The 26,924-nt window shown below is 65.5% G+C and carries 28 protein-coding genes; 13 read left to right on the top strand and 15 right to left on the bottom strand.

Annotated elements, in window-relative coordinates:
* Positions 1 to 56: 56 nt before the first annotated feature.
* The gene (locus tag NP825_RS11365) at positions 57 to 701 is read right to left on the bottom strand and encodes a histidine phosphotransferase family protein (RefSeq protein ID WP_257543455.1); all 645 of its coding nucleotides are present in this window, start codon (positions 699 to 701) and stop codon (positions 57 to 59) included.
* 270 nt (positions 702 to 971) lie between these two features.
* Here NP825_RS11365 and NP825_RS11370 point away from each other — a divergent pair, with 270 nt between their 5' ends.
* Positions 972 to 1,928, top strand: a complete 957-nt coding sequence (locus NP825_RS11370) for an RluA family pseudouridine synthase (protein WP_257543457.1) — start codon at positions 972 to 974, stop codon at positions 1,926 to 1,928.
* A gap of 80 nt (positions 1,929 to 2,008) precedes the next feature.
* Positions 2,009 to 2,911, top strand: a complete 903-nt coding sequence (rpoH, locus tag NP825_RS11375; RefSeq protein ID WP_257543459.1) for an RNA polymerase sigma factor RpoH — start codon at positions 2,009 to 2,011, stop codon at positions 2,909 to 2,911.
* A gap of 88 nt (positions 2,912 to 2,999) precedes the next feature.
* Here the strand turns inward: rpoH and NP825_RS11380 are convergent, their stop codons facing one another.
* A complete protein-coding gene (locus NP825_RS11380; protein ID WP_257543461.1) occupies positions 3,000 to 3,794 on the bottom strand; it encodes a transporter in 795 nt (264 codons plus the stop codon).
* 100 nt (positions 3,795 to 3,894) lie between these two features.
* Here NP825_RS11380 and mtgA point away from each other — a divergent pair, with 100 nt between their 5' ends.
* On the top strand, positions 3,895 to 4,572 hold the full coding sequence (mtgA, locus tag NP825_RS11385; RefSeq protein WP_257543463.1) for a monofunctional biosynthetic peptidoglycan transglycosylase: 678 nt from the start codon (positions 3,895 to 3,897) through the stop codon (positions 4,570 to 4,572).
* Positions 4,573 to 4,595: 23 nt separating this feature from the next.
* On the opposite strand, the gene NP825_RS11390 is transcribed toward mtgA, so the two are convergent.
* The 8 genes from NP825_RS11390 to NP825_RS11425 all read right to left on the bottom strand — a co-directional run bounded on the left by NP825_RS11390 (position 4,596) and on the right by NP825_RS11425 (position 12,145).
* A complete protein-coding gene (locus tag NP825_RS11390; RefSeq protein ID WP_257543465.1) occupies positions 4,596 to 4,853 on the bottom strand; it encodes a hypothetical protein in 258 nt (85 codons plus the stop codon).
* A 298-nt stretch (positions 4,854 to 5,151) separates the two neighbouring features.
* The gene (locus NP825_RS11395) at positions 5,152 to 5,688 is read right to left on the bottom strand and encodes a J domain-containing protein (protein ID WP_257543467.1); all 537 of its coding nucleotides are present in this window, start codon (positions 5,686 to 5,688) and stop codon (positions 5,152 to 5,154) included.
* Positions 5,689 to 5,743: 55 nt separating this feature from the next.
* Positions 5,744 to 6,529, bottom strand: coding sequence for a polyphosphate kinase 2 family protein (locus NP825_RS11400; protein ID WP_257543469.1), 786 nt, complete (start codon positions 6,527 to 6,529; stop codon positions 5,744 to 5,746).
* Between the two features lie 77 nt (positions 6,530 to 6,606).
* Complete coding sequence (locus tag NP825_RS11405; RefSeq protein ID WP_257543471.1) at positions 6,607 to 7,479, bottom strand: alpha/beta fold hydrolase; 873 nt, start codon at positions 7,477 to 7,479, stop codon at positions 6,607 to 6,609.
* 113 nt (positions 7,480 to 7,592) lie between these two features.
* The gene (gene aspS / locus NP825_RS11410) at positions 7,593 to 9,374 is read right to left on the bottom strand and encodes an aspartate--tRNA ligase (RefSeq protein ID WP_257543473.1); all 1,782 of its coding nucleotides are present in this window, start codon (positions 9,372 to 9,374) and stop codon (positions 7,593 to 7,595) included.
* A 198-nt stretch (positions 9,375 to 9,572) separates the two neighbouring features.
* Positions 9,573 to 10,451: an LOG family protein gene (locus tag NP825_RS11415; RefSeq protein WP_257543475.1), complete on the bottom strand. Its 879-nt coding sequence runs from the start codon at positions 10,449 to 10,451 to the stop codon at positions 9,573 to 9,575.
* A 47-nt stretch (positions 10,452 to 10,498) separates the two neighbouring features.
* Positions 10,499 to 11,359: a cupin-like domain-containing protein gene (locus NP825_RS11420; protein ID WP_257543477.1), complete on the bottom strand. Its 861-nt coding sequence runs from the start codon at positions 11,357 to 11,359 to the stop codon at positions 10,499 to 10,501.
* 78 nt (positions 11,360 to 11,437) lie between these two features.
* Positions 11,438 to 12,145, bottom strand: a complete 708-nt coding sequence (locus NP825_RS11425; RefSeq protein WP_257543479.1) for an extensin family protein — start codon at positions 12,143 to 12,145, stop codon at positions 11,438 to 11,440.
* Between the two features lie 170 nt (positions 12,146 to 12,315).
* On the opposite strand from NP825_RS11425, the gene NP825_RS11430 reads away from it, so the two are divergent.
* The 3 genes from NP825_RS11430 to NP825_RS11440 all read left to right on the top strand — a co-directional run bounded on the left by NP825_RS11430 (position 12,316) and on the right by NP825_RS11440 (position 16,401).
* Positions 12,316 to 13,443 carry a phosphoserine transaminase gene (locus NP825_RS11430; protein WP_257543481.1) on the top strand — a complete coding sequence of 376 codons (1,128 nt, stop codon included), beginning with the start codon at positions 12,316 to 12,318 and terminating at the stop codon, positions 13,441 to 13,443.
* A 105-nt stretch (positions 13,444 to 13,548) separates the two neighbouring features.
* Complete coding sequence (serA, locus tag NP825_RS11435; protein ID WP_257543483.1) at positions 13,549 to 15,135, top strand: phosphoglycerate dehydrogenase; 1,587 nt, start codon at positions 13,549 to 13,551, stop codon at positions 15,133 to 15,135.
* A gap of 150 nt (positions 15,136 to 15,285) precedes the next feature.
* Positions 15,286 to 16,401 carry an ATP phosphoribosyltransferase regulatory subunit gene (locus NP825_RS11440; RefSeq protein ID WP_257543485.1) on the top strand — a complete coding sequence of 372 codons (1,116 nt, stop codon included), beginning with the start codon at positions 15,286 to 15,288 and terminating at the stop codon, positions 16,399 to 16,401.
* On the opposite strand, the gene NP825_RS11445 is transcribed toward NP825_RS11440, so the two are convergent.
* Positions 16,398 to 16,775 carry a DOPA 4,5-dioxygenase family protein gene (locus NP825_RS11445; protein WP_257543487.1) on the bottom strand — a complete coding sequence of 126 codons (378 nt, stop codon included), beginning with the start codon at positions 16,773 to 16,775 and terminating at the stop codon, positions 16,398 to 16,400. The two genes, NP825_RS11440 and NP825_RS11445, sit on opposite strands and share 4 nt — an antisense overlap.
* Positions 16,776 to 17,026: 251 nt before the next feature.
* Between NP825_RS11445 and NP825_RS11450 the strand changes: the two genes are divergently transcribed.
* The gene (locus NP825_RS11450; protein ID WP_257543489.1) at positions 17,027 to 18,316 is read left to right on the top strand and encodes an adenylosuccinate synthase; all 1,290 of its coding nucleotides are present in this window, start codon (positions 17,027 to 17,029) and stop codon (positions 18,314 to 18,316) included.
* On the opposite strand, the gene NP825_RS11455 is transcribed toward NP825_RS11450, so the two are convergent.
* Positions 18,306 to 19,199, bottom strand: a complete 894-nt coding sequence (locus NP825_RS11455; RefSeq protein WP_257543491.1) for a haloalkane dehalogenase — start codon at positions 19,197 to 19,199, stop codon at positions 18,306 to 18,308. The two genes, NP825_RS11450 and NP825_RS11455, sit on opposite strands and share 11 nt — an antisense overlap.
* Before the next feature lie 78 nt (positions 19,200 to 19,277).
* On the opposite strand from NP825_RS11455, the gene NP825_RS11460 reads away from it, so the two are divergent.
* Together NP825_RS11460 and NP825_RS11465 are read left to right on the top strand one after the other, a co-directional pair.
* Positions 19,278 to 19,775 (top strand): murein L,D-transpeptidase family protein, encoded by a 498-nt coding sequence (locus tag NP825_RS11460; protein ID WP_257543493.1) that lies wholly within the window; start codon positions 19,278 to 19,280, stop codon positions 19,773 to 19,775.
* Positions 19,776 to 19,790: 15 nt separating this feature from the next.
* A complete protein-coding gene (locus tag NP825_RS11465; protein ID WP_257543495.1) occupies positions 19,791 to 20,381 on the top strand; it encodes an NADPH-dependent FMN reductase in 591 nt (196 codons plus the stop codon).
* Between the two features lie 5 nt (positions 20,382 to 20,386).
* On the opposite strand, the gene NP825_RS11470 is transcribed toward NP825_RS11465, so the two are convergent.
* Positions 20,387 to 20,872, bottom strand: a complete 486-nt coding sequence (locus NP825_RS11470; RefSeq protein WP_257543497.1) for a DUF2721 domain-containing protein — start codon at positions 20,870 to 20,872, stop codon at positions 20,387 to 20,389.
* Positions 20,872 to 22,092: an LL-diaminopimelate aminotransferase gene (locus NP825_RS11475; RefSeq protein WP_257543499.1), complete on the bottom strand. Its 1,221-nt coding sequence runs from the start codon at positions 22,090 to 22,092 to the stop codon at positions 20,872 to 20,874. The genes NP825_RS11470 and NP825_RS11475 overlap by 1 nt, the downstream gene beginning before the upstream one ends.
* Before the next feature lie 115 nt (positions 22,093 to 22,207).
* On the opposite strand from NP825_RS11475, the gene NP825_RS11480 reads away from it, so the two are divergent.
* The 3 genes from NP825_RS11480 (at position 22,208) to clpS (ending at position 25,398) form a co-directional block, all read left to right on the top strand.
* Positions 22,208 to 23,989, top strand: a complete 1,782-nt coding sequence (locus NP825_RS11480; RefSeq protein WP_257543501.1) for an alpha/beta hydrolase — start codon at positions 22,208 to 22,210, stop codon at positions 23,987 to 23,989.
* A gap of 123 nt (positions 23,990 to 24,112) precedes the next feature.
* Positions 24,113 to 24,841: a phasin family protein gene (locus NP825_RS11485; protein WP_257543503.1), complete on the top strand. Its 729-nt coding sequence runs from the start codon at positions 24,113 to 24,115 to the stop codon at positions 24,839 to 24,841.
* Positions 24,842 to 25,032: 191 nt separating this feature from the next.
* Positions 25,033 to 25,398, top strand: a complete 366-nt coding sequence (gene clpS / locus NP825_RS11490) for an ATP-dependent Clp protease adapter ClpS (protein WP_257543505.1) — start codon at positions 25,033 to 25,035, stop codon at positions 25,396 to 25,398.
* Positions 25,399 to 25,524: 126 nt separating this feature from the next.
* Here clpS and NP825_RS11495 read toward each other — a convergent pair whose 3' ends face one another.
* Entirely contained in the window at positions 25,525 to 26,016 is a 492-nt protein-coding gene (locus NP825_RS11495; protein WP_257543507.1) for a helix-turn-helix domain-containing protein, read from the bottom strand.
* 167 nt (positions 26,017 to 26,183) lie between these two features.
* Between NP825_RS11495 and NP825_RS11500 the strand changes: the two genes are divergently transcribed.
* Complete coding sequence (locus NP825_RS11500) at positions 26,184 to 26,909, top strand: SDR family oxidoreductase (protein WP_257543509.1); 726 nt, start codon at positions 26,184 to 26,186, stop codon at positions 26,907 to 26,909.
* Positions 26,910 to 26,924: the final 15 nt, after the last annotated feature.

Here is a 26,924-nt window from a genome sequence, read left to right on the forward strand (position 1 = left end):
TGGAGGGTTTGCTCTTGGGAGAATATGAAAGATTTTCGCGCCCGAAAATCGGGCGCTCAGCCTTCCTTCAGCACCGCCCCGACCAACAGCGAGGTCGGCGTTTCCCGCGCCAGCATCACCGTGCCGCCATTCTGCTTCGCGACCGCCTGCACCAGCACCGCGGGCGCGGTGCGCGAGGTCATCGCGCTCGCGCCTTCGCCCTCGGCGAGGATGCGCTCGACATCGGCGTCGAGGAACAGGCGCTCGGCCTCGACATGCAGCGCGATTTCGATGCCCCCCGCCCCCTGATTTTCGCAGCCGATGTCGAGCCGTCCGCCGCGCACCAGCGCATCGACCAGCAGCAGCGACAGGTTGAGGATGATCTTGACCGCAGGCTTGGGCAGCGGGTCGGCGCCGATCATCCAGTTGAGTTCGATCGCGCGGTCGCCGATGATGCCCTCGATCGCCGACTTCGCCTCGTCGGCGGGAACGCGCTCGCCGAACCCGCCTGCCGACCCGAAAGCCAGGCGGAAGAATTTGAGCTTGTTCGCCGATGTCCGCGCGCTCTGTTCGAGCAATTCGATGCAGCGCGCGCGCATCTCGGGGTCTTTTTCGTCGGCCAGCAGTTCGAGGCCGTTGGCGAAGGCCCCGACCGGGCTCAGCAGATCGTGGCACAGCCGCGAGGCCAGCATGGAGGCGAAATCGACGCGATCGTCGGACATGATGGACAGGCTCCCCGCAGACCGGACCTTTCCGGTTCGCGCCTGCTCCCTAAGGCAGGGACATGGTTAAGGGCAAGGGCGAAGCCCACCGACGACTATCCGCGCCCCGTCCGGGGACCAACTTCGTCATCCCGGCGAAGGCCGGGATCTCGCCGGTGCGGAAGAACGAGCGGGCGAGATCCCGGCCTTCGCCGGGATGACGGAATGGAGGGGCGGTCTTGCTACACCAGCTGCCTTGAAATTCCGCCCCTCGGCCCCACATTGTTGTCAATGTTGGGGGACGACGAAATACTGACCGTGACGCTTTCGGACGCCGCCGCCGGGCTGCGGCTCGACCGGGCGCTCGCCGAGGCGCTTCCCGACCTTTCGCGCGAGCGGTTGAAGACGCTGATCAAGGGCGGCCGCGTCGCCGATGCCGCCGGAACCGTGCTCTGGGACCCGTCGGCCAAGGCCGCGCTTCCCGCGACGCTCGCGATCCGGCTCCCCGTCCCGGCCCCCGCGCACAACGTCGCGCAAGACCTCGATCTCGTCATCGCCTATGAGGACGAGCATCTGATCGTCGTCGACAAACCTGCCGGGATGGTCGTCCACCCCGCCGCGGGCAATCTCGACGGCACGATGGTCAACGCGCTGCTTCACCATTGTGCGGGACAGCTTTCGGGGATCGGCGGCGTCGCTCGCCCCGGCATCGTCCACCGCATCGACAAGGACACCAGCGGGCTGATCGTCGCCGCAAAGCATGACAAGGCGCACGAAGGTCTGGCAAGGCAGTTCGCGGCGCACAGCATCGACCGCCGCTACCTCGCGCTTGCGACCGGGCGCCCGATGCCCACGAACGGCACCGTCGACGCCGCACTCGGCCGGTCGAGCACCAACCGCAAGAAGATGGCGGTGGTCGCCGAAGGGCGCGGCAAGCATGCAATCACCCATTACCGGACGATCGAACCGCTGAAAGGCGCGACCTTGGTCGAATGCCGGCTCGAAACCGGCCGCACGCATCAGGTGCGCGTCCATATGGCGCATATCGGTCATCCGCTGGTCGGCGATCCGGTCTATGGCCGGGTCAGGAAGCCGTTATCCGAACTGTTAAAAGCTCGTAATTTCGCGCGTCAGGCGTTGCACGCGGCCCATTTGGGCTTTATTCATCCGGTGACGGGTAACCCGATCGCACTCGACAGCGAACTCCCCGATGACATGCGGGAACTGCTCGATGAATTGCGCGTTTAAGTTTCGAATGAAAATCTATCTCGACCGACGGACTGAACCGCGGCATTCTCTCCTCTGAAGATTTAGGGAAGACGCTAAAAATGGCTCATAAAAGCAATGTTCCGGCCACGGTGCCCGCGCTCGGCGGTGAGGCGAGCCTGAACCGCTATCTGGCCGAAATCCGCAAATTTCCGCTGCTGACGCCCGAGCAGGAATATATGCTCGCGAAGCGCTTTCAGGAGCATGGCGACAATGAAGCGGCGGCGCAGCTCGTTACCTCGCACCTCCGCCTCGTCGCGAAGATCGCGATGGGCTATCGCGGCTATGGCCTGCCGGTCAGCGAGCTGATCAGCGAGGGCAATATCGGCCTGATGCAGGGCGTGAAGAAGTTCGATCCCGAACGCGGCTTCCGCCTCGCCACCTATGCGATGTGGTGGATTCGCGCCTCGATCCAGGAATTCATCCTCCGCTCGTGGAGCCTCGTGAAGATGGGCACCACCGCGGCGCAGAAGAAATTGTTCTTCAACCTCCGCCGGATGAAGAATAATCTCGACGCGTTCGAGGATGGCGACCTCAGCCCCGAAAATCTGAAGAAGATCGCGACCGACCTCGGCGTGACCGAGGACGAGGTGGTCAGCATGAACCGCCGCATGGCGATGGGCGGCGACACGTCACTGAACGTGCCGATGGGCGAGGACGGCGACAGCCAGTGGCAGGATCTGCTCGGCGACGAGGGCCCGCTCCAGGACGAACGCGTCGCCGAGGCCGAGGAACGCGACGTGCGCCACGCGCTGCTGAGCGAAGCGCTCGCGACCCTCAACGAGCGCGAACGCCATATCCTGACCGAACGCCGCCTGACCGACGACCCCAAGACGCTCGAGGATCTGAGCCAGGTCTATGACGTCAGCCGCGAACGCGTGCGCCAGATCGAGGTGCGCGCTTTCGAGAAGCTGCAAAAGGCGATGCTCAAGCTCGCGGGCGACCGCCGCCTCATCAACGCCTGAGCATCATCGTCGCGAGCGATGCGAAGCGATCCGGAGCGGTCTACGACCCTCTGGACTTCTTCGCTTCGCTCGCCATGACGCGCGCCTTCTAAAAGCGCCGCACATATCCCGCATAAAGCTGAAAGTCCGGGCTGTCGCGATTGAGCCCGAGGTTCACGCCCGCATCCCATTGGCTGTCGTCATCGGGCTGCCACCCCGCCGAAAGCCCCGCCAGCCACTCGCTCGCGTGCCCGGCCGGATCACGGTCGCGGGTGAAGGATATTTCGGTCGAGACGGACACCGTGTCCGACAGGTCGAAACCCACCCCCGCAACGGTGCCATAAGCGAGATGCCGCCCATCGCCGTCGCCGTCCACCGCGGCATCGACGTGCGGCGTCAGCCCGATCGACACTGGCCCCGCCCCGATCCCGATCGGAACGAGCAGCCCCGCGCCCCAATCGCCCGCCCCCACCCCGCTGCCGCCAGTCGGCAGGCTGGCATAGGGCATGGCGGCGATCGAAAAGCCCGATCCGTCGGGATTGCGCAGATTCTGCCGCAGCGCGAGCGTCACATCGCCCGTGCGCGTCCGCTGGCGCACGGTGCCGAGCGCCGCGTCGCGCTCGCGGATGTGGCCGATCGCGGTCCATCCCACCTGCGCCTCGAGCGACGGGGTCAATCCGATCCGCAGCAGCGCGTCGCCGGCCAGGATCGTGTCGGTGCGCTCAGACCCGTCCTGCTCGCGCGTCCAGTCGGCAAGCCCGAGTTCGAAGACGATCCGTCCCGGCTCGACGGTGCAGGCCGGGGTACCGAGACCGGGCCGATCGGGGCAAAGATCGCGCCCCTCGTCGGCCATCGCCGGGCAAGCGGCGGCGAACGCCACGAGCAGAACGAAGCCGCGGCCCATCGAGCGAAGCCTGGGGCGATGATCGGGTCTTTTCCTTTGCATCCCGCTCGACTACGCCGGATTGATGCGAAGGAAAAGCAAGGCGCGCACGAAATTCACGATGGGACGGCTTTTCAAGACCACGGCCAAGATCGTCCTTGGCTTCATCCTCGTCTCGGTTCTCTGGGTGCTGCTTTACGCGGTGGTGCCGCCCCCGGTGACCATCACCATGCTGACCGACGGCAACGGCATCACCAAGGACTGGACGGGCCTCTCCCATATCGACCGTAACATGGTCCGCGCCGCGATCGCCGCCGAGGACGGCAAATTCTGCAGCCACGACGGGTTCGACCGCGAGGCGATCGAGCAAGCGATCGAGCGCAACGCGAAGGGCAAGCGGATGCGCGGCGGCTCGACGATCAGCCAGCAGACCGCGAAGAATGTCTTCCTGTGGCAGGGCAGCGGCTGGACCCGCTACCTCCGCAAGGTGCCGGAAGTGTGGTTCACCTTCCTGATCGAAAAAATCTGGGGGAAGCGGCGGATCATGGAGGTCTATCTCAACGTCGCCGAAACCGGTCTCGGCACCTATGGCGTCGAGGCGGGGGCGCAGCGCTATTTCAAACATGGCGCAAGCAAGCTGACCCCGCAGGAGGCCGCGCGCATCGCCGCGATCCTGCCGCTGCCCAAGAAGCGCGAAGCAATCAGCCCCTCAGGCTTCACCCGCCGCTATGGCAACTCGATCCGCGCGCGGATCAGCGTTGTCGGGCGCGACGGGCTGGATGGATGCGTTTATCGCTAGACGATCTGCGAGATCGATCGGCCTTAGTCCGATGCGTCGCGCGCGGCATCCGCAACGAGCAGGAAAGCGCCGATCAGCGTGACGCCAACGCCGACGGCAACCCAACCCACCGTCGACATATTGTTCCGCTGCCTTTCGTCGATCTGACGACCGTTGACCAACAGCTTGCTCCCGCGCTCCAGCGAGAAGCCGATCCGGCTTTCGATAGGGCGAAAATCGGCCAGATTCGAATGGCGGCGACCATCGAGGCCCACGAGATCCCGCGTAACGCGCAGTTCCACGCGCGGCGGCTCCCTGTGTCGCACACCGCCGAGCGGAATCGTCAATCCCAAGCCAACGACGCCTTCGACTCGGCTCGGGCCGCCATCCCGAAATGCGGGAGGTTCCGCCAGAGCCGATGTCGTCAATATTGCGCCCGCGAGCACCGCAATGGTCTTTCGCATAGTTCCTTCCCCTTCAGCTTCACGCGCTGTCCACGTCGTGGAACGGGGAATTGGATGCCGATGACCGATGAACGTGACAGCCCGTCAAATTTTTTTCGGAAAACGACCAGCGCCGCGACACTCAGCGCGCGACTTGTCAGGCCGGCTTCCAGCTCTTCCGCTCTTCGGCCTGCTTGAGCACCTCGAACGCTGCCTGCCCCGCGGCGAAACGCTTCGCGGCCTCGGCATCGCCGGGTTTGACGTCGGGGTGGCATTCCTTTGCCAGGTTACGCCACGCCTTTTTCGTCGCCTCGAAATCAGCGTCGGGCTCGAGGTCGAGTATTTCCAGTGCGCGCATCTCGTCGGCGCTGCGGCTGCCGTCGCCCGATCCGCCCCAGGCATAATGCTGCGCGCGGGCGTAACTGCGCGCGCCGCGCGCTTCCTCCGCCGCGCGTTCGGCGGCATCCTCGGCGGACAGGCCGGCGAAATAGTCCCAGCCGCGATTATATTCGGCAGCGTGGGTTTCGCAGAAATACCAGCGTTCGGGGCTGTTCGGCGATTTGGGCGCGGGGCAGTTGCCGGGGTTGGTACAACCGTGGCGGTCGCACAGCCGAACCTTCTGCGTTTCACGCGACGAACCATAGGGGCGCCAGCGGGGGAAACCCCAGTCGTCGGATCTCTTGGCGCGGCTCATGCGGGTGCATGTAGCGATTGGGAGGCGCGATGGCTAGGCAGGGCGGCCCAAAAAGCTAGTCTTTCGCCTCGTAACCGAACGCCTTGTGCGCCAGCTTGACCACCGCGGGATCGAGATCGGGCGGCGTCATCGGCACCGCGGCCTCCAGCGTTTCGGCGATATGGGTGAGCGCGGCGATGCGCGCGGCCTTCTTGTTGTTGCCGTCGATTGCCTTCCACGGCGCCCAGCGCGTGTCGGTCTGCTGGAACATCTCGTCCATCGCGGCGAGATAATCCTTGCGCTTCGCGCGGTTGCGATAATCCTCGGCACCGGTCTTCCAGCGCTTCCACGGGTCGTTCAGCCGGTCGGCGAAGCGCTTGTCCTGCTCATCCTGCGTGATGTGGACGAACAGCTTGACAAGATGCGTGGCGCTGCCGGTCAATTGCGCCTCGAATTCGTTGATCTCGTCATAGCCCTTGCGCCATTCGGCTTCGGTCGCGAAGCCCTCGACGCGTTCGACGAGGACGCGGCCGTACCAGCTCCGGTCGAAGATCGAGATTTCGCGGTTGCCGGGCAATCGCTTCCAGAAGCGCCAGAGGAAATGACGCGCCTTCTCCTCCTCGCTCGGCGCGCCGATCGGCCATACCTCGAAATAGCGGGGGTCGAGCGACGCGGTCAGCCGCTGGATGATCCCGCCCTTCCCCGCCGCGTCCCAGCCCTCGAGCATGATGACGCTGCGCTGGCGGTGGGTGATATGTGCCGCCTGCAATCGTTCGAGCCGATCCTCGAGCGCCGCGAGATCCTTGCCATAGTCGCCGTCATATTTGGCGCCGGTTTCATAGTCGGAGAGCGAGATGGTCATCGCGCCTTCCTATCCAGTCGCGGGCGCCGAACCAAGCGGGCGATGCATTATGTCCGGTTCCGGCACAGCCGGACGCGTCAAAGCGTGGCGGCGATCAGCTCGGCGACGCGCCCCGGCGCTTCCATCGGGATGAAATGGCTGTGTTCGTCCCAGAGTTCGTCGCGCTCGGCATGGAGCGCCGGACCCAGGCCGGTCCAGGTCGGGCTCTGCGAAAAATCCATCGCGTCGCCGCGCTCGCCCGTCGGCGCGCGGACCAGCGTCACCGGTGTTGCCACATCGTCGAGCCAGGCGTGCGGGTCGGTGCGCAGCGCATTCTGGTACATCGAAGCTTCGAGCGCCGGCGGACAGGCGAGTTCATAGCCCTCGCCCGACGCTGCAGGCAGCAGGCCATGGTCGCAATAATCGGCGAGTACCTGCGGCTCCCAGCGACTGTAGGGCGGACGATCGGCAAAACGCGCCCGCATCTCCCCGGCGCTCGCCCATATGTTGCGGCGGCGCGCGACCGGATGCTCGGCCGGATCGGGTACCGGCAGCGCATCCTGCCCCCGATAGAGGCCGGGATCCATGATCACCGGGTCGACGAGAATCAGATGGCGAAAGGCATCAGGCCGCTCGGCGGCGAGCCGGGTCAGCACATATCCCCCCATGCTGTGTCCGCAGCCGACCAGCGGCGTCCCCGCGAAACGATCGACAAGCGGCAGCAGCGCCGCGGCATTGCCGGTCCAGTCCGCGAGCGAGATGGGCTTGAAGCTGCGCCCATGGCCGCGATGATCGGGCGCGATGACGTGCGTTCCCGCGGGCAGGGCGGCAACGACTTGATCCCACAGCCGGGCATGGAAGCCGGTCGCATGGAGCAGCAGCACCGAAGCCCCCGCCCCCGGCGCGCCCCACTCGAACCAGCAGATATCGCCGCCCGCCGTCGCGATCCGGTGTTCCCGAGGTTGCCCCATCTAAATCGTCATCCCGGCGAAGGCCGGGATCTCACCGTCTCGACCGGACGCACCGGCAAGATCCCGGCCTTCGCCGGGATGACGAAAAAATGAGGCAGACGCTTGACCCAAGTTCAGCCCTTCGGCCCGTCCACCAGGCGGATGCTCAGTTCCTTGAGCTGCTTCTCGCTGACCGGCGCCGGGGCGCCCATCATCAGATCCTCGGCCTTCTGGTTCATCGGGAAGACGACGACCTCGCGGATGTTCGGCTCGTCGGCGAGCAGCATGACGATGCGATCGACCCCCGGCGCCGAACCACCGTGCGGCGGCGCGCCATATTTGAAGGCGTTGATCATGCCCGCGAAATTGCTGTCGACATCGGCCTGACTATAGCCCGCGATCTCGAACGCTTTGTACATGATGTCCGGCCGATGGTTCCGGATCGCGCCCGACGAGAGTTCGACGCCGTTGCAGACGATGTCATATTGCCAGGCGAGGATATCGAGCGGGTCTTTCGTCTCGAGCGCTTCGAGCTCGCCCTGCGGCATACTGAACGGGTTGTGGCTGAAATCGATCTTGCCGGTGTCCTCGTCGGCCTCGAACATCGGGAAGTCGACGATCCAGCACATCTCGAACTTGTTCGCATCGATCAGGTCGAGCTGCTCGGCGACGCGAGTGCGGGCAAAGCCCGCGAGCTTCGCCGCCACGGCTTCCTTGCCCGCGGCAAAGAACAGCCCGTCGTCGGGGCCGAGGCCGAGTTCGGCGGCAAGCGCGTCCATCTTCTCCGGGCCATGGTTCTTGGCGATCGGGCCGCCCCATTCGCCGCCCTTGCGCGTCGCATAGCCAAGGCCGGCAAAACCCTCGCCCTGCGCCCAGCTGTTCATGTCGTCGAAGAATTTGCGGCTCTTGTCTGCCGTCCCCGGCGCCGGGACCGCGCGCACCACGTCGCCCGCCGCGACGATGTCGGCGAAGCGACCGAAGCCCGATCCCGTGAAATGCGACGACACGTCGGTGATGATCAGCGGATTGCGCAGGTCGGGTTTGTCGTTGCCGTATTTCAGCATCGATTCGCGATACGGAATGCGCGGGAACGAACCCGCCGGGGTCACCGACCGGCCGTTCGCAAACTCCTCGAATACACCCGCGAGCACGGGCTCGATCGCATTGAACACATCATCCTGCGTGACGAAGCTCATCTCGAAATCGAGCTGATAGAATTCGCCCGGGCTACGGTCGGCGCGCGCATCCTCGTCGCGGAAGCAGGGCGCGATCTGGAAATAGCGGTCGAAGCCTGCGACCATGAGGAGTTGCTTGAACATCTGCGGTGCCTGCGGCAGCGCGTAGAATTTGCCGGGATGGACACGGCTGGGCACCAGATAGTCGCGCGCGCCTTCGGGCGACGAAGCGGTCAGGATCGGCGTCTGATATTCGGTGAAGCCCTGATCGACCATGCGGCGGCGCAAGGACGCGATGACGTTCGAGCGCAGCAGGATATTCTTGTGCAGACGATCGCGGCGCAGGTCGAGGAAGCGGTATTTCAGGCGGATATCCTCGGGATAGTCCTGATCGCCCGCGACCGGCATCGGCAGCTCGGCCGCCATCGACTGGACCGAAACGTCCCGCGCGCGCACTTCGATCGCGCCGGTCGGCAGGCCCGCGTTCACCGTCTCCGCCGAGCGTGCGACGACGTCGCCCGTGATCGTCACGACGCTTTCGGCGCGCAGGCCGTCGAGGGTCGCGAACGCCGCATCGCTGCTGTCGGCGACGATCTGCGTCAACCCGTAATGGTCGCGCAGGTCGACAAAGAGCAGCCCGCCATGGTCGCGCTTGCGATGCACCCAGCCCGAAACGCGGACATTCTGGCCGACATCCCCGGCGCGAAGCTGGCCGCAATTATGGGTGCGATAGGCGTGCATTTCGATCGTCTTTCAGTGATTGGAAAATATCACGCGAACGTGATTTATGGCCGCGCCTAAGGCAATGCGGCGCACCATTTGTCAAGGGTTGAGGCAGGAATCGGGTTCGCGCGGCGGCGCGGAAACGAAGAATGAGGTTCGCGCGGCATCCGCGGATGGCGCAGAGAAATGGAAGGGCGCCCGGCCGCCCGTCCACCTCTATTGAGAGGAATGTTCGGCGTTCGCGTAAAACTCCTGGATGATCTTCCACGCCTCTTCGGCGGTCTCGACGAACTGGAACAGATTGAGGTCGCGGGCGCTGACGACGCCTTCCTCGACCAGTGCCTCGAAATTGACGACGCGGTTCCAGAATGTCTTGCCGAACAGCACGATGGGGATCGGCTTGATCTTGCCCGTCTGGATCAGCGTCAGCAGCTCGAACATCTCGTCGAAGGTGCCGAAACCGCCGGGAAAGACCGCGACCGCACGCGCGCGAAGCAGGAAGTGCATCTTGCGAAGCGCGAAATAGTGGAACTGAAAGCTCAGCGACGGGGTCACATAGCGGTTCGGCGCCTGCTCGTGCGGCAGCACGATGTTGAGGCCGATCGACTCGCGCCCCTCGTCGGCGGCACCGCGGTTCGCGGCCTCCATGATCGACGGCCCGCCGCCCGAACAGACGACGAAGTGGCGGCAGCCGTCCTCGTCGCACGGCACCTGGCTCGCGAGCCGCGCAAGCTTGCGCGCCTCGTCATAATATTTGGCCTTGGCCTTGAGGTGGCGGGCGATGTTGCGCTGGACGTCGTCGGTCGCCGCGGCTTCGAGTCCGTCGGCGGCCTGCGGCTCGGGAATGCGCGCCGAGCCATAGATGACCAGCGTCGACTCGATCTTCGCCTCGTCGAGCAGAAGCTCGGGCTTGAGCAACTCGAGCTGAAAGCGCACCGGGCGCAGATCCTCGCGCAGCAGGAAATCCTTGTCCTGAAAGGCGAGCTTATAGGCCGGATCGGCGGTCTGCGGAGTGGTGGTCGCCTGCTTGGCGAACTGCGCGTCGTCCTTTGCCTTGTGGAAACGCGAACGATGGGGTTGCTTGTCTTTTGCCATTAGCGAGCGGCTACTCGCTTCGCATGGCTTTGCCAAGCCGGGGGTCGCTATCGGGACGGAAACCTCGCTTCGATCCGCGTCAGCGCGCGCTGAGCATAGGATTTCAGGCGATTGTTTCGCGGATAAAGGCGCGGCGCGGCCGGGTTCAGCCCGCGCGCGCGCAACCGGCGGTTGAACCGGCAGGCGTCGGCATGGTGAAAGCTCCATTCGCTGCGCCATGTGAGCGACAGCGATACCGAAACCGCGTCGTGCGTCTGCACCCAATGCGGCGCGAGGATCGGGACATAGATCGCCTCGCCCGGCGCGATGTCGATCGCCCGACCGCGCGCCGCCCATTCCTCACGCCAGGGCAGGTTACGCGGCCCCCCTGCAAAATATTGCTCGAAGAAGGGCTGGCCGATGATGTCGGGATCGGCGGTCGGGAACAGCGTCATCGTCTTCGAGCCGCGCGCCTGGAACAATATATTATATTCAGGGTCGAAATGCAGCGAGGTCACCGCGCGCGGTGAAGAGATGAAGATGAATCCCTCCAGCCGCATCATCGCGCCGGTGCGCGATTCGACCAGCGGCTCGATCTCGCCCAGCACTTCGCGCATCAGCGCGGCATAGGCCGGATCCTGATCGATCGTCTTGAGCAAGACCCACGACCCGCATTGGTCGATCTGCGCAATCGTATCCTCCACCGACAGGCCGTTGGCGGGCGTATCGGCATTGGAAATGCCCAGCGGCAGATCGACCGCCGCATTATGCTCCAGGCTTTCGCGGCGCAGCCGGCCGGCCAACTGCTGCAACGCACCGAGTTCCAGCAACGGATGGCCGGCAATCTGGTGCGTCAGATGCGTCGGCACGCCGGGATAAGCCGCGCTGAAGGCGGCATGCGCCTCGCGGGAAAAGACAGGGTCCGCCATGCGCCCAGTCTATGCCACGCGAGTAAAACAATGGTTAGGGCAAAAGATCGCCAGCGAAGCCGCGCGGCAGGCGGTCCGTCAACGGCAATAACCATTCCCGCTCATGTCGAGATGGAAGTGATTGTAATGCGCCGCGTTATAATCGGGGCTTAGCACCGTGCCAAAGCGGCGGCACGCCGATTTGTGAAGCGCGCGGAGAAAATCCTGCGACGCCTTGTCGCCCTTCCACCCACCGTCGAGCATGATCCGCCGCCCGTCGGCGAGCACGAATCCCGCGACGTCGATCGCGTTGGAAGAGGCGTGCTGCGACAACCGGCCTGAACGGCCGCCATAGATATTACGGCAGCTGTAGGTGCCATAGGTCTCGATCTTTACGACCTCGGTCCTGAAATACTGGCGCGCCGCGGGTTTCACCGCATAGCGCGCCCAGGCCGCGAAATTGCGCGCGAGCGGACAGGTCATCGGTCCCAGGTTCGTCACCGGCGTGCCGATGTCGAGCAGCTTCACCGAATCGATCGAACTGCACCCGCCGCCATGATCCTGGTTCGGCAGCGGGGTGAAGCGCACCCCGGCCTGCTGGAGGTCGAACGCGCATTGCTGCGCCTCGGCGCTGGTGAAGGACGGCGTTCCCGTGATCTGCGGACGCTGGGGCGTCGATGTCGTCGTGGCCGTCCGTTTTCCGCCGCTCTGCTTCATCACCTCGGGCGCGCCGAAACAGGCGGTTAGCGCGAGCATCGCGGTCGCGGCAAACAGGATTCGGGGCCTCAGGAAAAGCGGAATCGGCATGGCGTCAAAATACCGACGATATCGTTAACAAGCCGTATACCTTTTTACGGCTCGTCGAAAATTTCGCGCGGCTTACGCATTTTGTTTGACAGTTACGCCCCTCTCCCTAAACGCGGCGCCGGGCCACGCGGTCCCAACGCCGCGCGCGCTCTCTGCAAGGAGAGACTATGATGAGTGAAGTGACGACGCCACAGGTGCGCCCGACGCGCCCCTATTTTTCTTCCGGTCCCTGCGCCAAGCCGCCGGTCTGGTCCACCGAAAAACTGAACACCGAATCGCTTGGCCGCTCGCACCGCGCCAAGATCGGCAAGACGCGCCTGCAGTACTGCATCGACCTGATGCGCGAGATGCTGCAGCTCCCCGACACGCATCGCATCGGCATCGTTCCGGGCAGCGACACCGGCGCCTTCGAAATGGCGATGTGGACGATGCTCGGCGCGCGTCCGGTCACGACGCTGGCGTGGGAGAGCTTCGGTGAAGGTTGGGTCACCGATGTCGCCAAGCAGCTCAAGCTCGATCCCACCGTCATCCGCGCCGATTACGGCCAGCTTCCCGACCTGACGCAGGTCGACTGGTCGAATGACGTCCTCTTCACCTGGAACGGCACCACCAGCGGCGTTCGCGTCCCGAACGGCGACTGGATCGCCTCAGACCGTGAGGGGCTTTGCTTCGCCGATGCGACCAGCGCGGTGTTCGCTTACGACCTGCCGTGGGACAAGATCGACGTCGCGACCTTCAGCTGGCAGAAAGTGCTCGGCGGCGAAGGCGGTCACGGCGTGCTGATCCTCGGCCCGCGCGCGGTCGAACGCCTCGAAACCCACACCCCCGCCTGGCCGCTGCCGAAAGTGTTCCGCCTGATGTCGAAGGGCGCGCTCGCCGAGGGTGTGTTCAAGGGCGAGACGATCAACACCCCGTCGATGCTCGCGGTCGAGGATGCGATCTTCGCGCTCGAATGGGCGAAGTCGCTCAGCGGCCTCGACGGGCTGAAAGCGCGCAGCGATGCCAACGCCGCCGCGCTCGACACGATCGTCGCGGAGCGCGACTGGCTCTCCCACCTCGCCGCCGATCCCGCCAGCCGCTCGAAGACCTCGGTCTGCCTGTCGGTCGCGGGCGCCGACGCGGATTTCATCAAGAAATTCGCCGGGCTGCTCGAAAAGGAGGGCGCGGCTTACGACATCGCGGGCTATCGCGACGCGCCTCCGGGGCTGCGCATCTGGTGCGGCGCGACCGTCGATACCGCCGATATCGAAGCGCTCGGGCCTTGGCTCGACTGGGCTTACACCGAACTCCGCAAATAATTTCCATCGTCATTCCCGCGAAAGCGGGAACCCAGTGCTGCCATCGCTGACGCTGGAACTGGGTCCCCGCTTTCGCGGGGATGACGAGAGTAGAGGAACAGTGACATGACCGCACCCAAAGTTCTGATTTCCGACAAGATGGACCCCAAGGCGGCCGCGATCTTCAAGGAGCGCGGCATCCAGGTCGACGAGATCACCGGCAAGACCAAGGAAGAGCTGATCGCGATCATCGGCGATTATGACGGCCTTGCGATCCGCTCGGCCACCAAGGTCACGCCCGAGGTGCTCGCCGCTGCGACGAACCTCAAGGTCGTCGGCCGCGCCGGCATCGGCGTCGATAACGTCAACATTCCCGAGGCGTCGAAGCAGGGTGTCATCGTGATGAACACCCCCTTCGGCAACAGCATCACCACCGCCGAACATGCGGTCGCGATGATGTTCGCGCTCGCGCGCCAGATTCCCGAAGCCAATGCGCTGACACAGGCAGGCAAATGGCCGAAGAACGACTTCATGGGCGTCGAGCTCACCTCGAAGACGCTCGGCCTGATCGGCTGCGGCAATATCGGCAGCATCGTCGCCGAGCGCGCGCTGGGTCTGCGCATGAAGGTCGTCGCCTTCGACCCCTTCCTGACCCCCGAGCGCGCGGTCGAGCTCGGCGTCGAAAAGGCCGACCTCGACACGCTGCTGGCGAAGGCCGATTTCATCACGCTGCACACGCCGCTGACCGACCAGACGCGGAACATCCTGTCGAAGGAAAATCTCGCCAAGACCAGGAAGGGCGTGCGGATCATCAACTGCGCGCGCGGCGGGCTGATCGACGAGGCGGCGCTGAAAGAGGCGCTCGACAGCGGCCATGTCGCGGGCGCGGCGCTCGACGTCTTCGCGACCGAACCGCCGGCGGCCGACCATCCGCTGTTCAGCACCCCGAACTTCATCTGTACGCCGCACCTCGGCGCTTCGACCGACGAAGCGCAAGTCAATGTCGCGATCCAGGTGGCCGAGCAGATTTCGGACTATCTGCTGACCGGCGGCATCACCAACGCACTCAATGTGCCGAGCCTTTCGGCCGAGGAAGCGCCGAAGCTGCGCCCCTATATGAGCCTCGCCGAAAAGCTCGGCAGCCTCGTCGGCCAGCTCGCGCACGACAACCTCACCACCATCTCGGTCGAGGTCGAGGGCGCGGCGGCCGAGCTCAACCTCAAGCCGATCACCGCCGCGGTGCTCACCGGCCTGATGCGCCGCTATTCGGACAGCGTGAACATGGTCAACGCTCCGCACCTCGCGCGCGAAAGGGGCCTCGACGTGCGCGAGGTTCGCCATGACCGCGACGGCGACTATCACACCCTCGTCCGCGTCACCGTGGCGACCAGCGACGGCGACCGCTCGGTCGCGGGCACGCTGTTCAGCAACGGCGACCCGCGCCTCGTCGAGATGTTCGGGATCAAGGTCGAGGCCGACCTCGACGGCCACATGCTCTACATCGTCAACGAGGACGCGCCGGGCTTCATCGGCCGCATCGGCACTGCACTCGGCGAAGCGGGGCTCAACATCGGCACCTTCCACCTCGGCCGCCGCGCCGCGGGCGGCGAAGCCGTGCTGCTGCTCAGCCTCGATTCGCCGATGCCCGAGCCCTTACTGTGGCAGCTCTGCCAGCTTCCCGGCGTGAAGACGGTGAAGGGGCTGAAGTTCTGATCCGCCCAGTTCCCCTCCCGCTTGCGGGAGGGGTTAGGGGAGGGCATGTCGAGGGTCCGGCTTGAAAAAACAGGCCCTCCCCCGACCCCTCCCGCAAGCGGGAGGGGAGAAATATTGAATCCCCCTCGCCACCCGCCTAAGGCCACCCCCATGACCAAGGCTCCTGCCCTGTTGCCCGAAGGGCTCCGCGACCGCCTGCCCGCGCAGGCCGAGGCGGCGTCGCGCGTCATCCGCGCGCTCGTCGACGCGATGCGCGCGCACGGCTATGGCCGTGTGTCGCCGCCGCTCGCCGAGTTTCGCGAGACGCTCGGCGGCGATGACGACCGCACCGCGCGCGACCTGCTCCGCTTTACCGATCCGGTGTCGCAGCGCACGCTCGCGCTGCGCCCCGACATCACGCGACAGGTCGGCCGCATCGCCACCTCGCTGCTCAAGAGCGCACCACGCCCGCTACGCCTCTGCTACGCCGGACAGATTGTAAAACTGCGCGCGAGCCAGCTTCGTCCGGCGCGCGAGATGCTGCAGGTCGGCGCCGAACTGATCGGCAGCGACAGCGTCGCCGCGGCGCGCGAGATCGTCACCGTCGCGATCGACGCCTTGGAGGCGGCTGGCATCGGTCCCGTCACCATCGATTTCACCCTGCCCGACGTCGTCGACCTGCTCGCGAGCGGCCCGCTTCCGGTCGCGGCGAGCGTCGAGAGCCTGCGCGACGCGCTCGACGCGAAGGATGCGGGCGCGCTCGTCCGCCTCGGCGCCGAGGCATGGCTGCCGCTGCTCCGCGCTGCCGGCCCCTTCGACCAGGCGCTCGCCGACCTCCGCGCCTTCGACACTACCGGCGTCCTCGCGGCACGAATCGACGCGCTCGAGGCGATTGCCGCGCCGGCGCGCGGCCGTGCCAGCCTGACGCTCGACCCGACCGAACGCCACGGCTTCGCCTATCAAAGCTGGTTCGGCTTCCAGATTTTCGTCCCCGGCCAGGGCGACGCGATCGGCCGCGGCGGCGGCTATGCGATCCCGGTCGGCGAGACCGAGGAAGAGCCCGCAGTCGGCTTTTCGCTTTATCCCGACCCGCTCATCGACGAAGGGCTCGGCAGCGAGAATGGCGCCGAGCGCCGCATTTTCCTTCCCCTTGGCCACGACCCCGCCATCGCCGCGAGCCTGCGCGCCGACGGCTGGCAGACGGTCGCGGCGCTGTCCGACGGCGACGATGCGAAGCGGCTGGTGTGCGGGTTCGTGCTGGGACCGGACGGGCCGATCGAGGTCTAGAAATCCGATACTCCGAACCGCGGAATTCCCTGATTGGCGCCCAGCGGATCCAGCACGGTCACATCGAGTTCGACCGGCGTGCCGATCCAGTGCGCGAGGCTGGTATGATCGGCAAGATCGTCGTCGGTCAGCGGATGAACCAGCGCGCGCAGTCCGGTCGCTTCGATCGCCGCGACAACAGCCGCACGCGCCGCAGCGAGGAAATGCACCTCATATTGCGCGATCGGATGCGGCCCGACGGGCGCATCGATCATCGGACCGACGAGCAGGATCGCGGGGTCGCGGCCGAAATCATCGCGCAGCGCCGTAGCGACGGGCCGTTCGGCGGGATCGTAATAGATATGGGCGTGATAGGGAGCGTCGGGGTTCGTCATTGCGCCCTTAAACCACGTCATTGCGAGCCCGGCAACGCCGGGCGAAGCAATCCAGAGCGGCTTAAACCCGCTCTGGATTGCTTCGCGCAGTTCATCCTGAGCGCCTGCAAGGCAGTCGAAGGGCTCGCAATGACGAAAGAAATTGAGCTGCGCCTCTCTGCACCACCACCCTTGCCTCTCCGTTCAAATCCGCTAAGGCCGCGCCGGGCTTCCGCTCTGCGTTTTCGGGCCCGGTTCAGCAGGACAGCATCATGGCAAATGTCACCGTCATCGGGTCGCAATGGGGCGACGAGGGCAAGGGCAAGATCGTCGACTGGCTCGCCAGCCGCGCCGACGCGGTGGTCCGTTTCCAGGGCGGCCATAACGCCGGCCATACGCTCGTCGTCGGCGATCAGACCTACAAGCTGTCGCTGCTCCCCTCGGGTATCGTCACCGGGACGCTGTCGATCGTCGGCAACGGCGTCGTCCTCGATCCCTGGGCGCTGCGCGACGAGATCTCCAAGCTGCGCGGCCAGGGCGTTGTGATCAACGCCGACAATTTCGCAATCGCCGACAATTGCGCGCTGATCCTGCCCTTTCACCGCGACCTCGACGCGCTTCGCGAGACTGCGGCGGGCGCGGGCAAGATCGGCACCACCGGACGCGGCATCGGCCCCGCCTATGAGGACAAGGTCGGTCGCCGCGCGATCCGCGTCTGCGACCTTGCGCACCTCGACAAGCTCGACCCGCAGATCGACCGCCTGACCGCGCATCACGACGCGCTGCGCGCCGGCTTCGGCGAGCCGCCGATCGACCGCGAGCGACTGAAGGCCGACCTCGCCGAGATCGCCGACTATGTGCTCGAATATGCCCAGCCGGTGTGGAAGCGCCTCAAGAAGGTGCGCAAGGCCGGCGCGCGCATATTGTTCGAAGGCGCGCAGGGCGTGCTGCTCGACGTCGATCACGGCACCTATCCCTTCGTCACCAGCTCGAACACGGTCAGCGGCACCGCGGCGGCGGGATCGGGGCTCGGTCCCTCGGCGGTCGGCTTCGTGCTCGGCATCGCCAAGGCCTATACGACGCGCGTCGGCAGCGGGCCTTTTCCCACCGAACTGGAAGACGCGACCGGCCAGCAGCTCGGCGAGCGCGGGCATGAATTCGGCACCGTCACCGGCCGCAAGCGCCGCTGCGGCTGGTTCGACGCGGTGCTGGTGCGCCAGAGCTGCGCGGTGTCGGGCGTCACCGGCATCGCGCTCACCAAGCTCGACGTGCTCGATGGCTTCGACACGATCCGCATCTGCACCGGCTATCGCCTGCGCGGCAAGATCCTCGATTATTTCCCCAGCCACGCCGCCGACCAGGCCGAGGTCGAGCCGATCTACGAAGAGATGGACGGCTGGCACGAATCGACCGCGGGCGCGCGCAGCTATGCCGACCTTCCCGCGCAGGCGGTCAAATATATCCAGCGCGTGCAGGAACTGATCGAAACCCCGATCGCGCTCGTCTCGACCAGCCCCGAGCGCGAGGACACGATCCTGATCCGCGATCCGTTCAGCGATTGACGCCCGCGGCCGCAACATCGCGGATCGCCGCGACGAAGCCCGCGGGGTCGTCCTCCTGAATGAAATGACCGCCGTGCAGCGTCCGGTGCGGCATGCCCGCCGTCCCAGGCACCCGGCCGAGGAACGGCGCATCGCCGCCCCGGGTGATCGGATCGCCATCGGAAAAGCAGCAGAGGAACGGCTTGTCGAACCGTTCCAGTGCCGCCCAGGCGCGCTGCTGGTCGGGCACTGCGACATTATCGCCGAGCGGCACGAACGACGGATAGATACGCGCCGCGACCTTCGACGCTTTCGTCGGGAACGGCGCGTCATAGGCCGCGACCTCGGCCGCGCTCAATTCGCGCTTCGCGCCCGCCTTGACGATCCGGCCGATCGGAAAGACCGGGCTGTAGCGCGAGAAGGCCCGCCAGATCGCAAAGGCGCGCGGTGCCGGCTGCCCCTCGGGCAATCCGCCGTTCGCCAGCGCAACCCCGGCAAAGCGCTCGGGCATTTCGGCGACGAGGCGGAGGCCGATCAGCGAACCCCAGTCCTGACAGGCGAGGATCATGTTCCGAAGATCGAGCGCCTCGATCAACGCCCGCATCCACGCGACTTGGGCGGCATAGCTGTAGTCCGAACGGTCGAGCGGCTTGTCCGAACGGCCGAAGCCGATCAGGTCGGGCGCGACGACGCGAAAACCCGCCTCGACCGCAGGCCCGATCATGTGGCGGTAAAGATAGCACCAGGTCGGTTCGCCATGCAGCATCAGCACCGGCTGGGCATCGGCGGCGCCTTCATCGACATAATGAACGCGAAGCCCGCCCGCGATCTCGGCATATTTCGGCGCATAAGGCCAGTCCGGCAGCCCCGCGAAGCGCGCGTCCGGTGTGCGATAAATCCGCATATATTCCCCCTCTCCCCGCAAACAGCTTAGTCAGCGCGCGGCGCTTGTCCATGCAGGGCGATGCGTTAAAGTGGCGCGATGCGCACCGCCGCTGCCTTCTCGCTGCTTCTCATCGCCTGCGGCACCGCCCATGCGCAGCCGCCGCTTTCCGCCGGGACGACGGTCGACCGGCTGCTCGTCGACAAGAGCGACCGCGTGCTGATCGGCTATGCAAAGGGCCGGGAGGTCGTGCGCTATACCAATATCCGCTTCGGTGACGCCCCGATCGGGCACAAGCGTTTCGAAGGCGACGAGCGCACGCCCGAGGGCGACTATCGGATCAGCGGACGCAATCCGAACAGCCGCTATCATCTGTCGCTGCGCATCTCCTATCCCAATGCCGCCGACCGCGCCTATGCGAAGGCGCGCGGCCGTTCGCCGGGCGGCGACATCTTCATCCACGGCCAGCCGAACGGGCGGCCCGGCCTGCCGATCGCGCGCGACTGGACCGACGGCTGCATCGCGCTGTCCAACGCCGAGATAAAGCAGCTATGGGATCGCGTGCCCGACGGCACCCCGATCACCATCCGCCCCTGAACCGGAGTTTTTCGCATGGCACGCCACATTCTCGTTTTCTATGGCAGCTATCGCCGCGACCGGCAGGGTATCAAGCTCGCGCGCTCGATCGTCGACGCCCTCGCGGCGCGCGGCGACCGGGGCGAACTGATCGACGCGCAGGCCGTCGGCCTGCCGATCCTCGACCGGCGGCACAGCGATTACCCGGCGGGCGAGGCCCCCGCCGCCATGGCCGCGCTCGCCGCGACGATCGCCGCCGCGGACGGCTTCATCTTCGTCGTCGGCGAATATAATGGCGGGCTGCAACCGGGACTCAAGAATCTCGTCGACCATTATCTGCCCGAATTCGCCTGGCGCCCCGCCGCCATCGCTTCCTATTCGGCCGGGCCCTTCGCGGGCGTGCGCTCGGCCACCGCGTGGCGGACGACGCTGGGTGCGATGGGGATGGTCGTCACATCGACCCCGCTCGGTCTCGCGCGCATCGGCGGCGCCTTCGATGCCGAGGGCCGACCGACGGGCGAGGACGGCGTGCGGCTCGAACGCGCCTTTCCGCGCTTCGCCGACGATCTCGGCTGGTGGATCGACGCCGCCGCGGCGCAGCGGGCCAAGGTCGACCCGCCCTTTTGATCGGGTCAGCGGCGGCGCTCGCGCTCGCGCCAGCCCGCTTCCTCGAGCTCGAGCAATTCCATCGGCACATGGATGGTACGGATCGCCAGCCGCACCTCGATCAGGAACAGGATCAGCGACGCAAGCAGCAACAGCGTCGCGACCACGAACACCCAGGCCGCCGCGACATTCAGGTCGAGCCCGGTGAACGCCTGAGTGAACAGCAGGGCGACGAGCAGGCAGACGACGATGCCGCACGCGACCGCCGCGCCGATCGAATTGTTGATCACCTTGATGCGGCGGTCGACCACGCGCAGTTCGGCGACGATGCGCTCATGCTCGGGGCCCGCGCTGTTCGCCCAGCGATCCATCAGCGCCCGCGACCGGTCGACGACGCGCGCGAGCCGCCCGGTGAAGACGTTGAGCAGACTCCCGGTCGCCACCAGCAGAAAGACCGGCGTGACCGAGAGCTGGATCGTCTGCGCGATGGCGCCGATCGCGGATGCCGCCATCAGCCCCCGCCGCCGGCCGCGACCGAGGGCGTGTTGACGCCGTGCATCGCCAGGAATTTGCGCACGTTGCGCGCGGCCTGCCGGATGCGCTGCTCATTCTCGACCATCGCGATGCGGACATAGCCTTCGCCGTCCTCGCCATAGCCGACGCCCGGCGCGACCGCGACCTTGGCGTGGGTCAGGAGCTGCTTGGAAAACTCCAGGCTGCCCATCTCCTTGAGCGCGGGGGGCAGCGGTGCCCAGGCGAACATCGATGCAGGCGGGCTCGGAATCTCCCAGCCGGCGCGGCCGAAGCTCTCGACCATCACGTCGCGGCGCTTCTGATAGAGTTCGCGGTTCTTCGCGACGATGTCCTGCGGGCCGTTGAGCGCGGCGCAGGCCGCGGCCTGAATCGGGGTGAAGGCACCATAATCGAGGTAGGACTTCACCCGCGTCATCGCCGCGATCAGCCGTTTGTTGCCGACCGCGAAGCCCATGCGCCAGCCCGCCATCGAATAGGTCTTCGACATCGAGGTGAATTCGATCGCGACGTCCTTCGCGCCCGGCACCTGCAGGATCGAAGGCGTCGGGTTGCCGTCGTAATAAAGCTCCGAATAGGCGAGGTCCGACAATACCCAGACCTTGTTCTCCTTCGCCCAGGCGACAAGGCGTTCGTAGAAGGCAAGGTCGACCGCCTCGGCGGTCGGGTTCGACGGATAGTTGACGACAAGGATCGACGGGCGCGGCACGGTGAAGGCCATCGCGCGGTCGAGCGCGCGCCAGTAATTCTCGTCGGGGGTCGTCGGCACGCTACGGATCGTCGCCCCGGCGATGATGAAGCCGAAGGTGTGGATCGGATAGCTGGGGTTCGGCGCGAGCACGACGTCGCCGGGGCCGGTGATCGCGGTCGCGAGGCTGGCGAGCCCTTCCTTCGACCCCATCGTCACCACCACCTCGGTCTCGGGGTCGAGGTCGACGTTGAAGCGGCGGCCGTAATAATTGGCCTGCGCGCGTCGGAGGCCGGGAATGCCCTTCGACTGCGAATAGCCGTGCGCGTCGGGCTTCATCGCCACTTCGCAGAGCTTTTCGATCACATGCGCGGGCGGCGGCAGGTCGGGGTTGCCCATCCCCAGGTCGATGATGTCCTCGCCCGCGGCGCGGGCGGCCGCACGCATCGCATTGACTTCGGCGATGACGTAGGGCGGCAGGCGCTTGATGCGATAGAATTCATCTTCGGACATGGGAAACTAGAACAACTCCTTTTCGTTATGAGCAGGTTGACGCGAGCGGCAATCTCGCCAGCCGCATCGCGGCTTGTTATAGGCATTATATCCGCACTGACCAGCAGGAACGAGCATGAGCGATACCGGTAAGGACGAGACGACCGAAGCGCCGAATCCCTTCATGCCGTCGCCCGAGGACATGCAGCATTGGGCGAGCGTCATGGGCCGTGCGCAGCAGATGATGCTCGACTATGCGATGGCTCAGGCGACCGAGGGCAACGGCGCCACGGCGAGCCTGTTCGATCCCGCAAGCTGGCTGCAGAATCCGACGACGCAGGCATGGGCCGAGCAATCGGCGAAAATGTGGGAACAGGGCGCCGCCTTCTGGACCTCGCTGACCGCGCTGAAGCCGCCCTTCGCGGCCGCCGCCGCCGCCACCGACGCGCCGAAGGACAAGCGTTTCGCCGACCCCGACTGGACGCAGAACCCGGCCTTCGCGCTGATCCGGCAGACCTATGGCCTGCTCGCCGACCAGTTGCTGACGACGACCCGCACGATGGCCGGGCTCGACGAGCACGCCCGCGCCAAGATGGAGTTCGCGGCGAAGAGCATGACCGAGGCGCTGTCACCCACCAATCTCGCGATCACTAATCCCGAGGTCATCCGGCGCGCGGTCGAGACCCGCGGCGAGAGCCTGCTCAAGGGCCTGAAGCATATGCTGACCGACCTTGCGCGCGGGCAGCTCAGCCATGTCGATCCCGATGCGTTCGAGGTCGGGCGCAATATCGCGACGACACCGGGCAAGGTGATCCACGAAACCGACCTTTACCAGCTCATCCAATATGCGCCGACGACGAAGGACGTCTTCACCGTCCCGCTCGTCATCTTCCCGCCGTGGATCAACCGCTTCTACATTCTCGACCTCAATCCCGCGAAAAGCTTCGTCGCTTGGGCGGTCGAACAGGGGCTGACCGTGTTCATGGTGTCGTGGAAGTCGGCCGACGCGTCGATGAGCGAAATCGTCTGGGACGATTATATCGCGGCGCAGGTCGACGCGATCGACACGGTGCGCGAGTTGCTGGACGTGCCGCATGTCCACAGCATCGGCTATTGCGTCGCGGGCACGACGCTCGCCGCGACGCTCGCGATGCTCGCGGCGCGCGGCGAGGCCGACAAGGTGAAGTCGGTGACCTTCTTCACCGCGCAGGTCGATTTCGAGCTCGCGGGCGACCTCAAGATGTTCGTCGACGATCAATATCTCGCGCTGCTCCAGCAGTTGTCCGCGGGCGGCTTCCTCGACGGCCGCTACATGGCCGCGACCTTCAACAGCCTGCGCGGGCGCGACCTGATCTGGAATTATGTCGTCGGCAATTATCTGCTCGGCAACGACTATCCGCCCTTCGACCTGCTCTACTGGAACGGCGACGTCACCAACCTGCCCGCCAAGTGGCACCGGCAATATCTGGTCGATCTCTACCGCGACAACCGCTTGGTGATCCCGAACAGCCTGTCGGTGATGGGCACCCCGATCGACCTCAAGAAGATCAGGACGCCCGCCTATATCCAGGCGGGGCGCGAGGATCATATCGCGCCGCTCGCCAGCGTCTGGCGGCTGATGGATCATCTGGCGGGGCCGAAGACCTTCCTGCTCGCGGGCGCGGGCCATATCGCGGGCGTGGTCAACCCGCCCGCCGCGGGCAAATATCAATATTGGACCGGCGACAACGACGCCGCGACGCTGGGAGACTTCGTCGCGGGCGCGACCGAGACCAAGGGAAGCTGGTGGCCGCACTGGATCGGCTGGATTGCCGAACAGGACAGCGCGAAAGCGCCCGCCAAAGGCGCGCGCATCCCCGGCAAGGGCGCCAGAAAGGCGATCGAGGACGCCCCCGGACGTTACGTCAAACAACGGTAATATCCGGGCTTTATAGCGCTTTCGGGCCGGCACTCCGATTATTTTTGTGCACTGCACAATTTTTCTCTTGAAATCGCCGATCCACTCCTATATTGTGCACTGCAACATAAAGGAGTTGTCCCGATGGCTACCAAGATGGATAGTGCCGAAAAGGCTTTCGAAGCCGCGACGCTGGAAACCGCCGCCAAGCCGGTGGCCGCTCCCGTCGTGCCGGCCGTTGCCGCCCCTGCCGCGGCGCCCGTGAAGACCAAGACCGTCGCGGCGAAGGCCAAGCCGGTCCAAAAGAAAGCCGCAAAGCCGGCAGCGAAGAAGGTCGCTCCCAAGAACGCGGCCGCAAAGACTATTGCCCCCAAGACCAAGGCCGCACCGAAGCCGGTTGCCGCCGCCGCCAAAGGATTCAAGACCATGAACGACACCGTCAAGAAGTTCGCCGAAGACGCCAAGACCCGCGCCGAAGCGCTGACCGCCGACTTCCAGGAACGCTCGAAGGAAGCGCTCGCCAAGTCGAGCAAGCTTGCCGAGGAAGCCGTCGAATTCAACAAGGCGAACGTCGAAGCGCTCGTCGAAGCCGGCAAGATCGCCGCGAAGGGCATCGAAACCCTCGGCCAGGAAGGCGTCGCCTTCGCTCGCAAGAGCTTTGAGGACACGTCGGCCGCGCTGAAGGGCTACACCGCCGTCAAGTCGCCGACCGAATTCTTCAAGCTTTATGCCGAGAACAGCAAGAAGGCGTTCGACGCCGCTGTCGCGCAGACCTCGAAGACCAGCGAACTCGTCGTCAAGCTGACGAACGACAGCTTCGCGCCGATCTCGAACCGCGTGTCGGTCATCACCTCGAAGATGAAGGCAGCCTAAGGCTTTCCTCTTCCCGTTGGCGCGGGCCTTCCCCCCTCCTCTCCCCGTCCGCGCCGACATCCCAAGACCGCTCGCTTCCTCCCCGGAAGCGGGCGGTTCTTGCTTTTGCAGAAACCGCATGGCGAACAATCGGTAAAAATGCCGACACCCGCCCTCTTGCGATTCCGCCCCGGCTTGCGATATTCCCGATGATGATGCTTCCCGCCTCCATTCCTCACATCGTCCGCGCCATGGCGGGCAAGGATGACGATACGTCCGGCACCCCCGGCGTCGGCATCGCGACGCGCACACGCGCGAAGCCCAAGAAGCCGTCGATGTACAAGGTGCTGCTGCTCAACGACGATTACACGCCGATGGAGTTCGTCGTGATGGTGCTGCAGCGCTTCTTCAACATGGACATCGAACGCGCGACGCAGGTGATGCTCCACGTCCACCAGCAGGGCGTCGGCGTCTGCGGCGTCTTCAGCTACGAGGTCGCCGAAACCAAGGTCACCCAGGTGATGGACGCCGCAAGGCAGAACCAGCACCCGCTTCAGTGCACGCTGGAAAAGGCGTAACCCCCTCTCACGATTTCCGCGTCATTGCGAGCGGAGCGAAGCAATCTCCAGCTATCGGCCTTTGTGCGAAGGCCGATAGCTGGAGATTGCCGCGTCGCCTTCGGCTCCTCGCAATGACAATCTCGATTACCCGCCCCGCGCCGCCTGTTCGGCCTTGAGCGCCGCCGAAGGCTCCCCCTTCAAATCGCCATAGCGAAGCGGTTCGCCGCAACCCGGACAGACCGTCGCCGTCCCGACATCGGTGCCGCAGGCGCGATGCGTGTAGCGCATTGCCGGCCCGCCCCCCGTCTCGCCGGGGGCATAGGCCCAGCGCTCGCTCCAGTTGCGCATCGCATAGAGGACATCGAACAGATCCTTGCCCTTGGCGGTCAGGCGATACTCATGGCGCGGCGGCCGCTCCTGATAGGCGTGGCGCTCGACCACCCCCTCGGCGACCAGCCGCTTGAGCCGCGCCGAAACGAGCTGCGGGCCGAGTCCGGTGTTCGCCGCGATCGCCTCGAACCGCCGCCGCCCGAAGAACAGATCGCGCAGGATCAGCAGCACCGCGCGGTCGCCGAGCAGCTCGGCCGACCGGCCGACGGGGCAATAGGTATCCGACAGATCGGCGCGCTTGGGCATTTCGCTTATCCCGTTTTTTCGTCGCCCCCGCGAAGGCGGGGGTCCAGCTTCCACGCTTTCGTCGATCCATCAAGCTGGATCCCCGCCTTCGCGGGGGTGACGAAGAAAGAAATCCCTTGTCACTATGATTATCATAGTTACTATCGCCCGCAAGAGGAGATTCGCTTATGTCCGCAGCCGTCATCATCGGCGCCGGCGACGCCACGGGCGGCGCGATCGCGCGCGCCTTCGCCGTCGAGGGGCTCACCGCCTGCGTCAACCGCCGCGAACGCAATGCCGACGCGCTCGAAACGCTCGCGCAGTCGATCCGCGATGACGGGCACCAAGCGCGCGCCTTTCCCGGTGATGCCCGCGACGAGGACGCGATGATCGCCCTGTTCGATCGCGTCGAGGCAGAGGTCGGCCCGGTCGAGGTCGCGGTGTTCAATATCGGCGCCAATGTGAATTTCCCGATCGCGGAAACCACCACCCGCGTCTTCACCAAGGTTTGGGAAATGGCCTGCCTCGGCGGCTTCCTGATGGGCCGTGAGGCGGCGAAGCGCATGACCCCACGCCGCCGCGGCACCATCCTTTTCACCGGCGCGACCGCCAGCCTGCGCGGCGGATCGGGCTTCGCGGCCTTCTCGGGCGCCAAGGCGGCGCTGCGGATGCTCGCGCAGTCGATGGCGCGCGAACTGGGGCCGCAGGGCATCCACGTCGCGCATGTCGTGATCGACGGCGCGATCGACACCGAGTTCATCAAGGGCCGCCATCCCGATTTCGATCATGCCAAGGCGCAGGATCTGATCCTGAGTCCGCAAGCGATCGCCGCCAATTATGTGATGCTCCACAAACAGCCCAAAAGCGCGTGGACGCACGAACTGGATCTTCGCCCATGGGGAGAAAAATGGTGATGGAAATTCCCTCTC

The organism is Sphingopyxis sp. DBS4 (genome assembly GCF_024628865.1).
Taxonomy (GTDB): Bacteria; Pseudomonadota; Alphaproteobacteria; order Sphingomonadales; family Sphingomonadaceae; genus Sphingopyxis.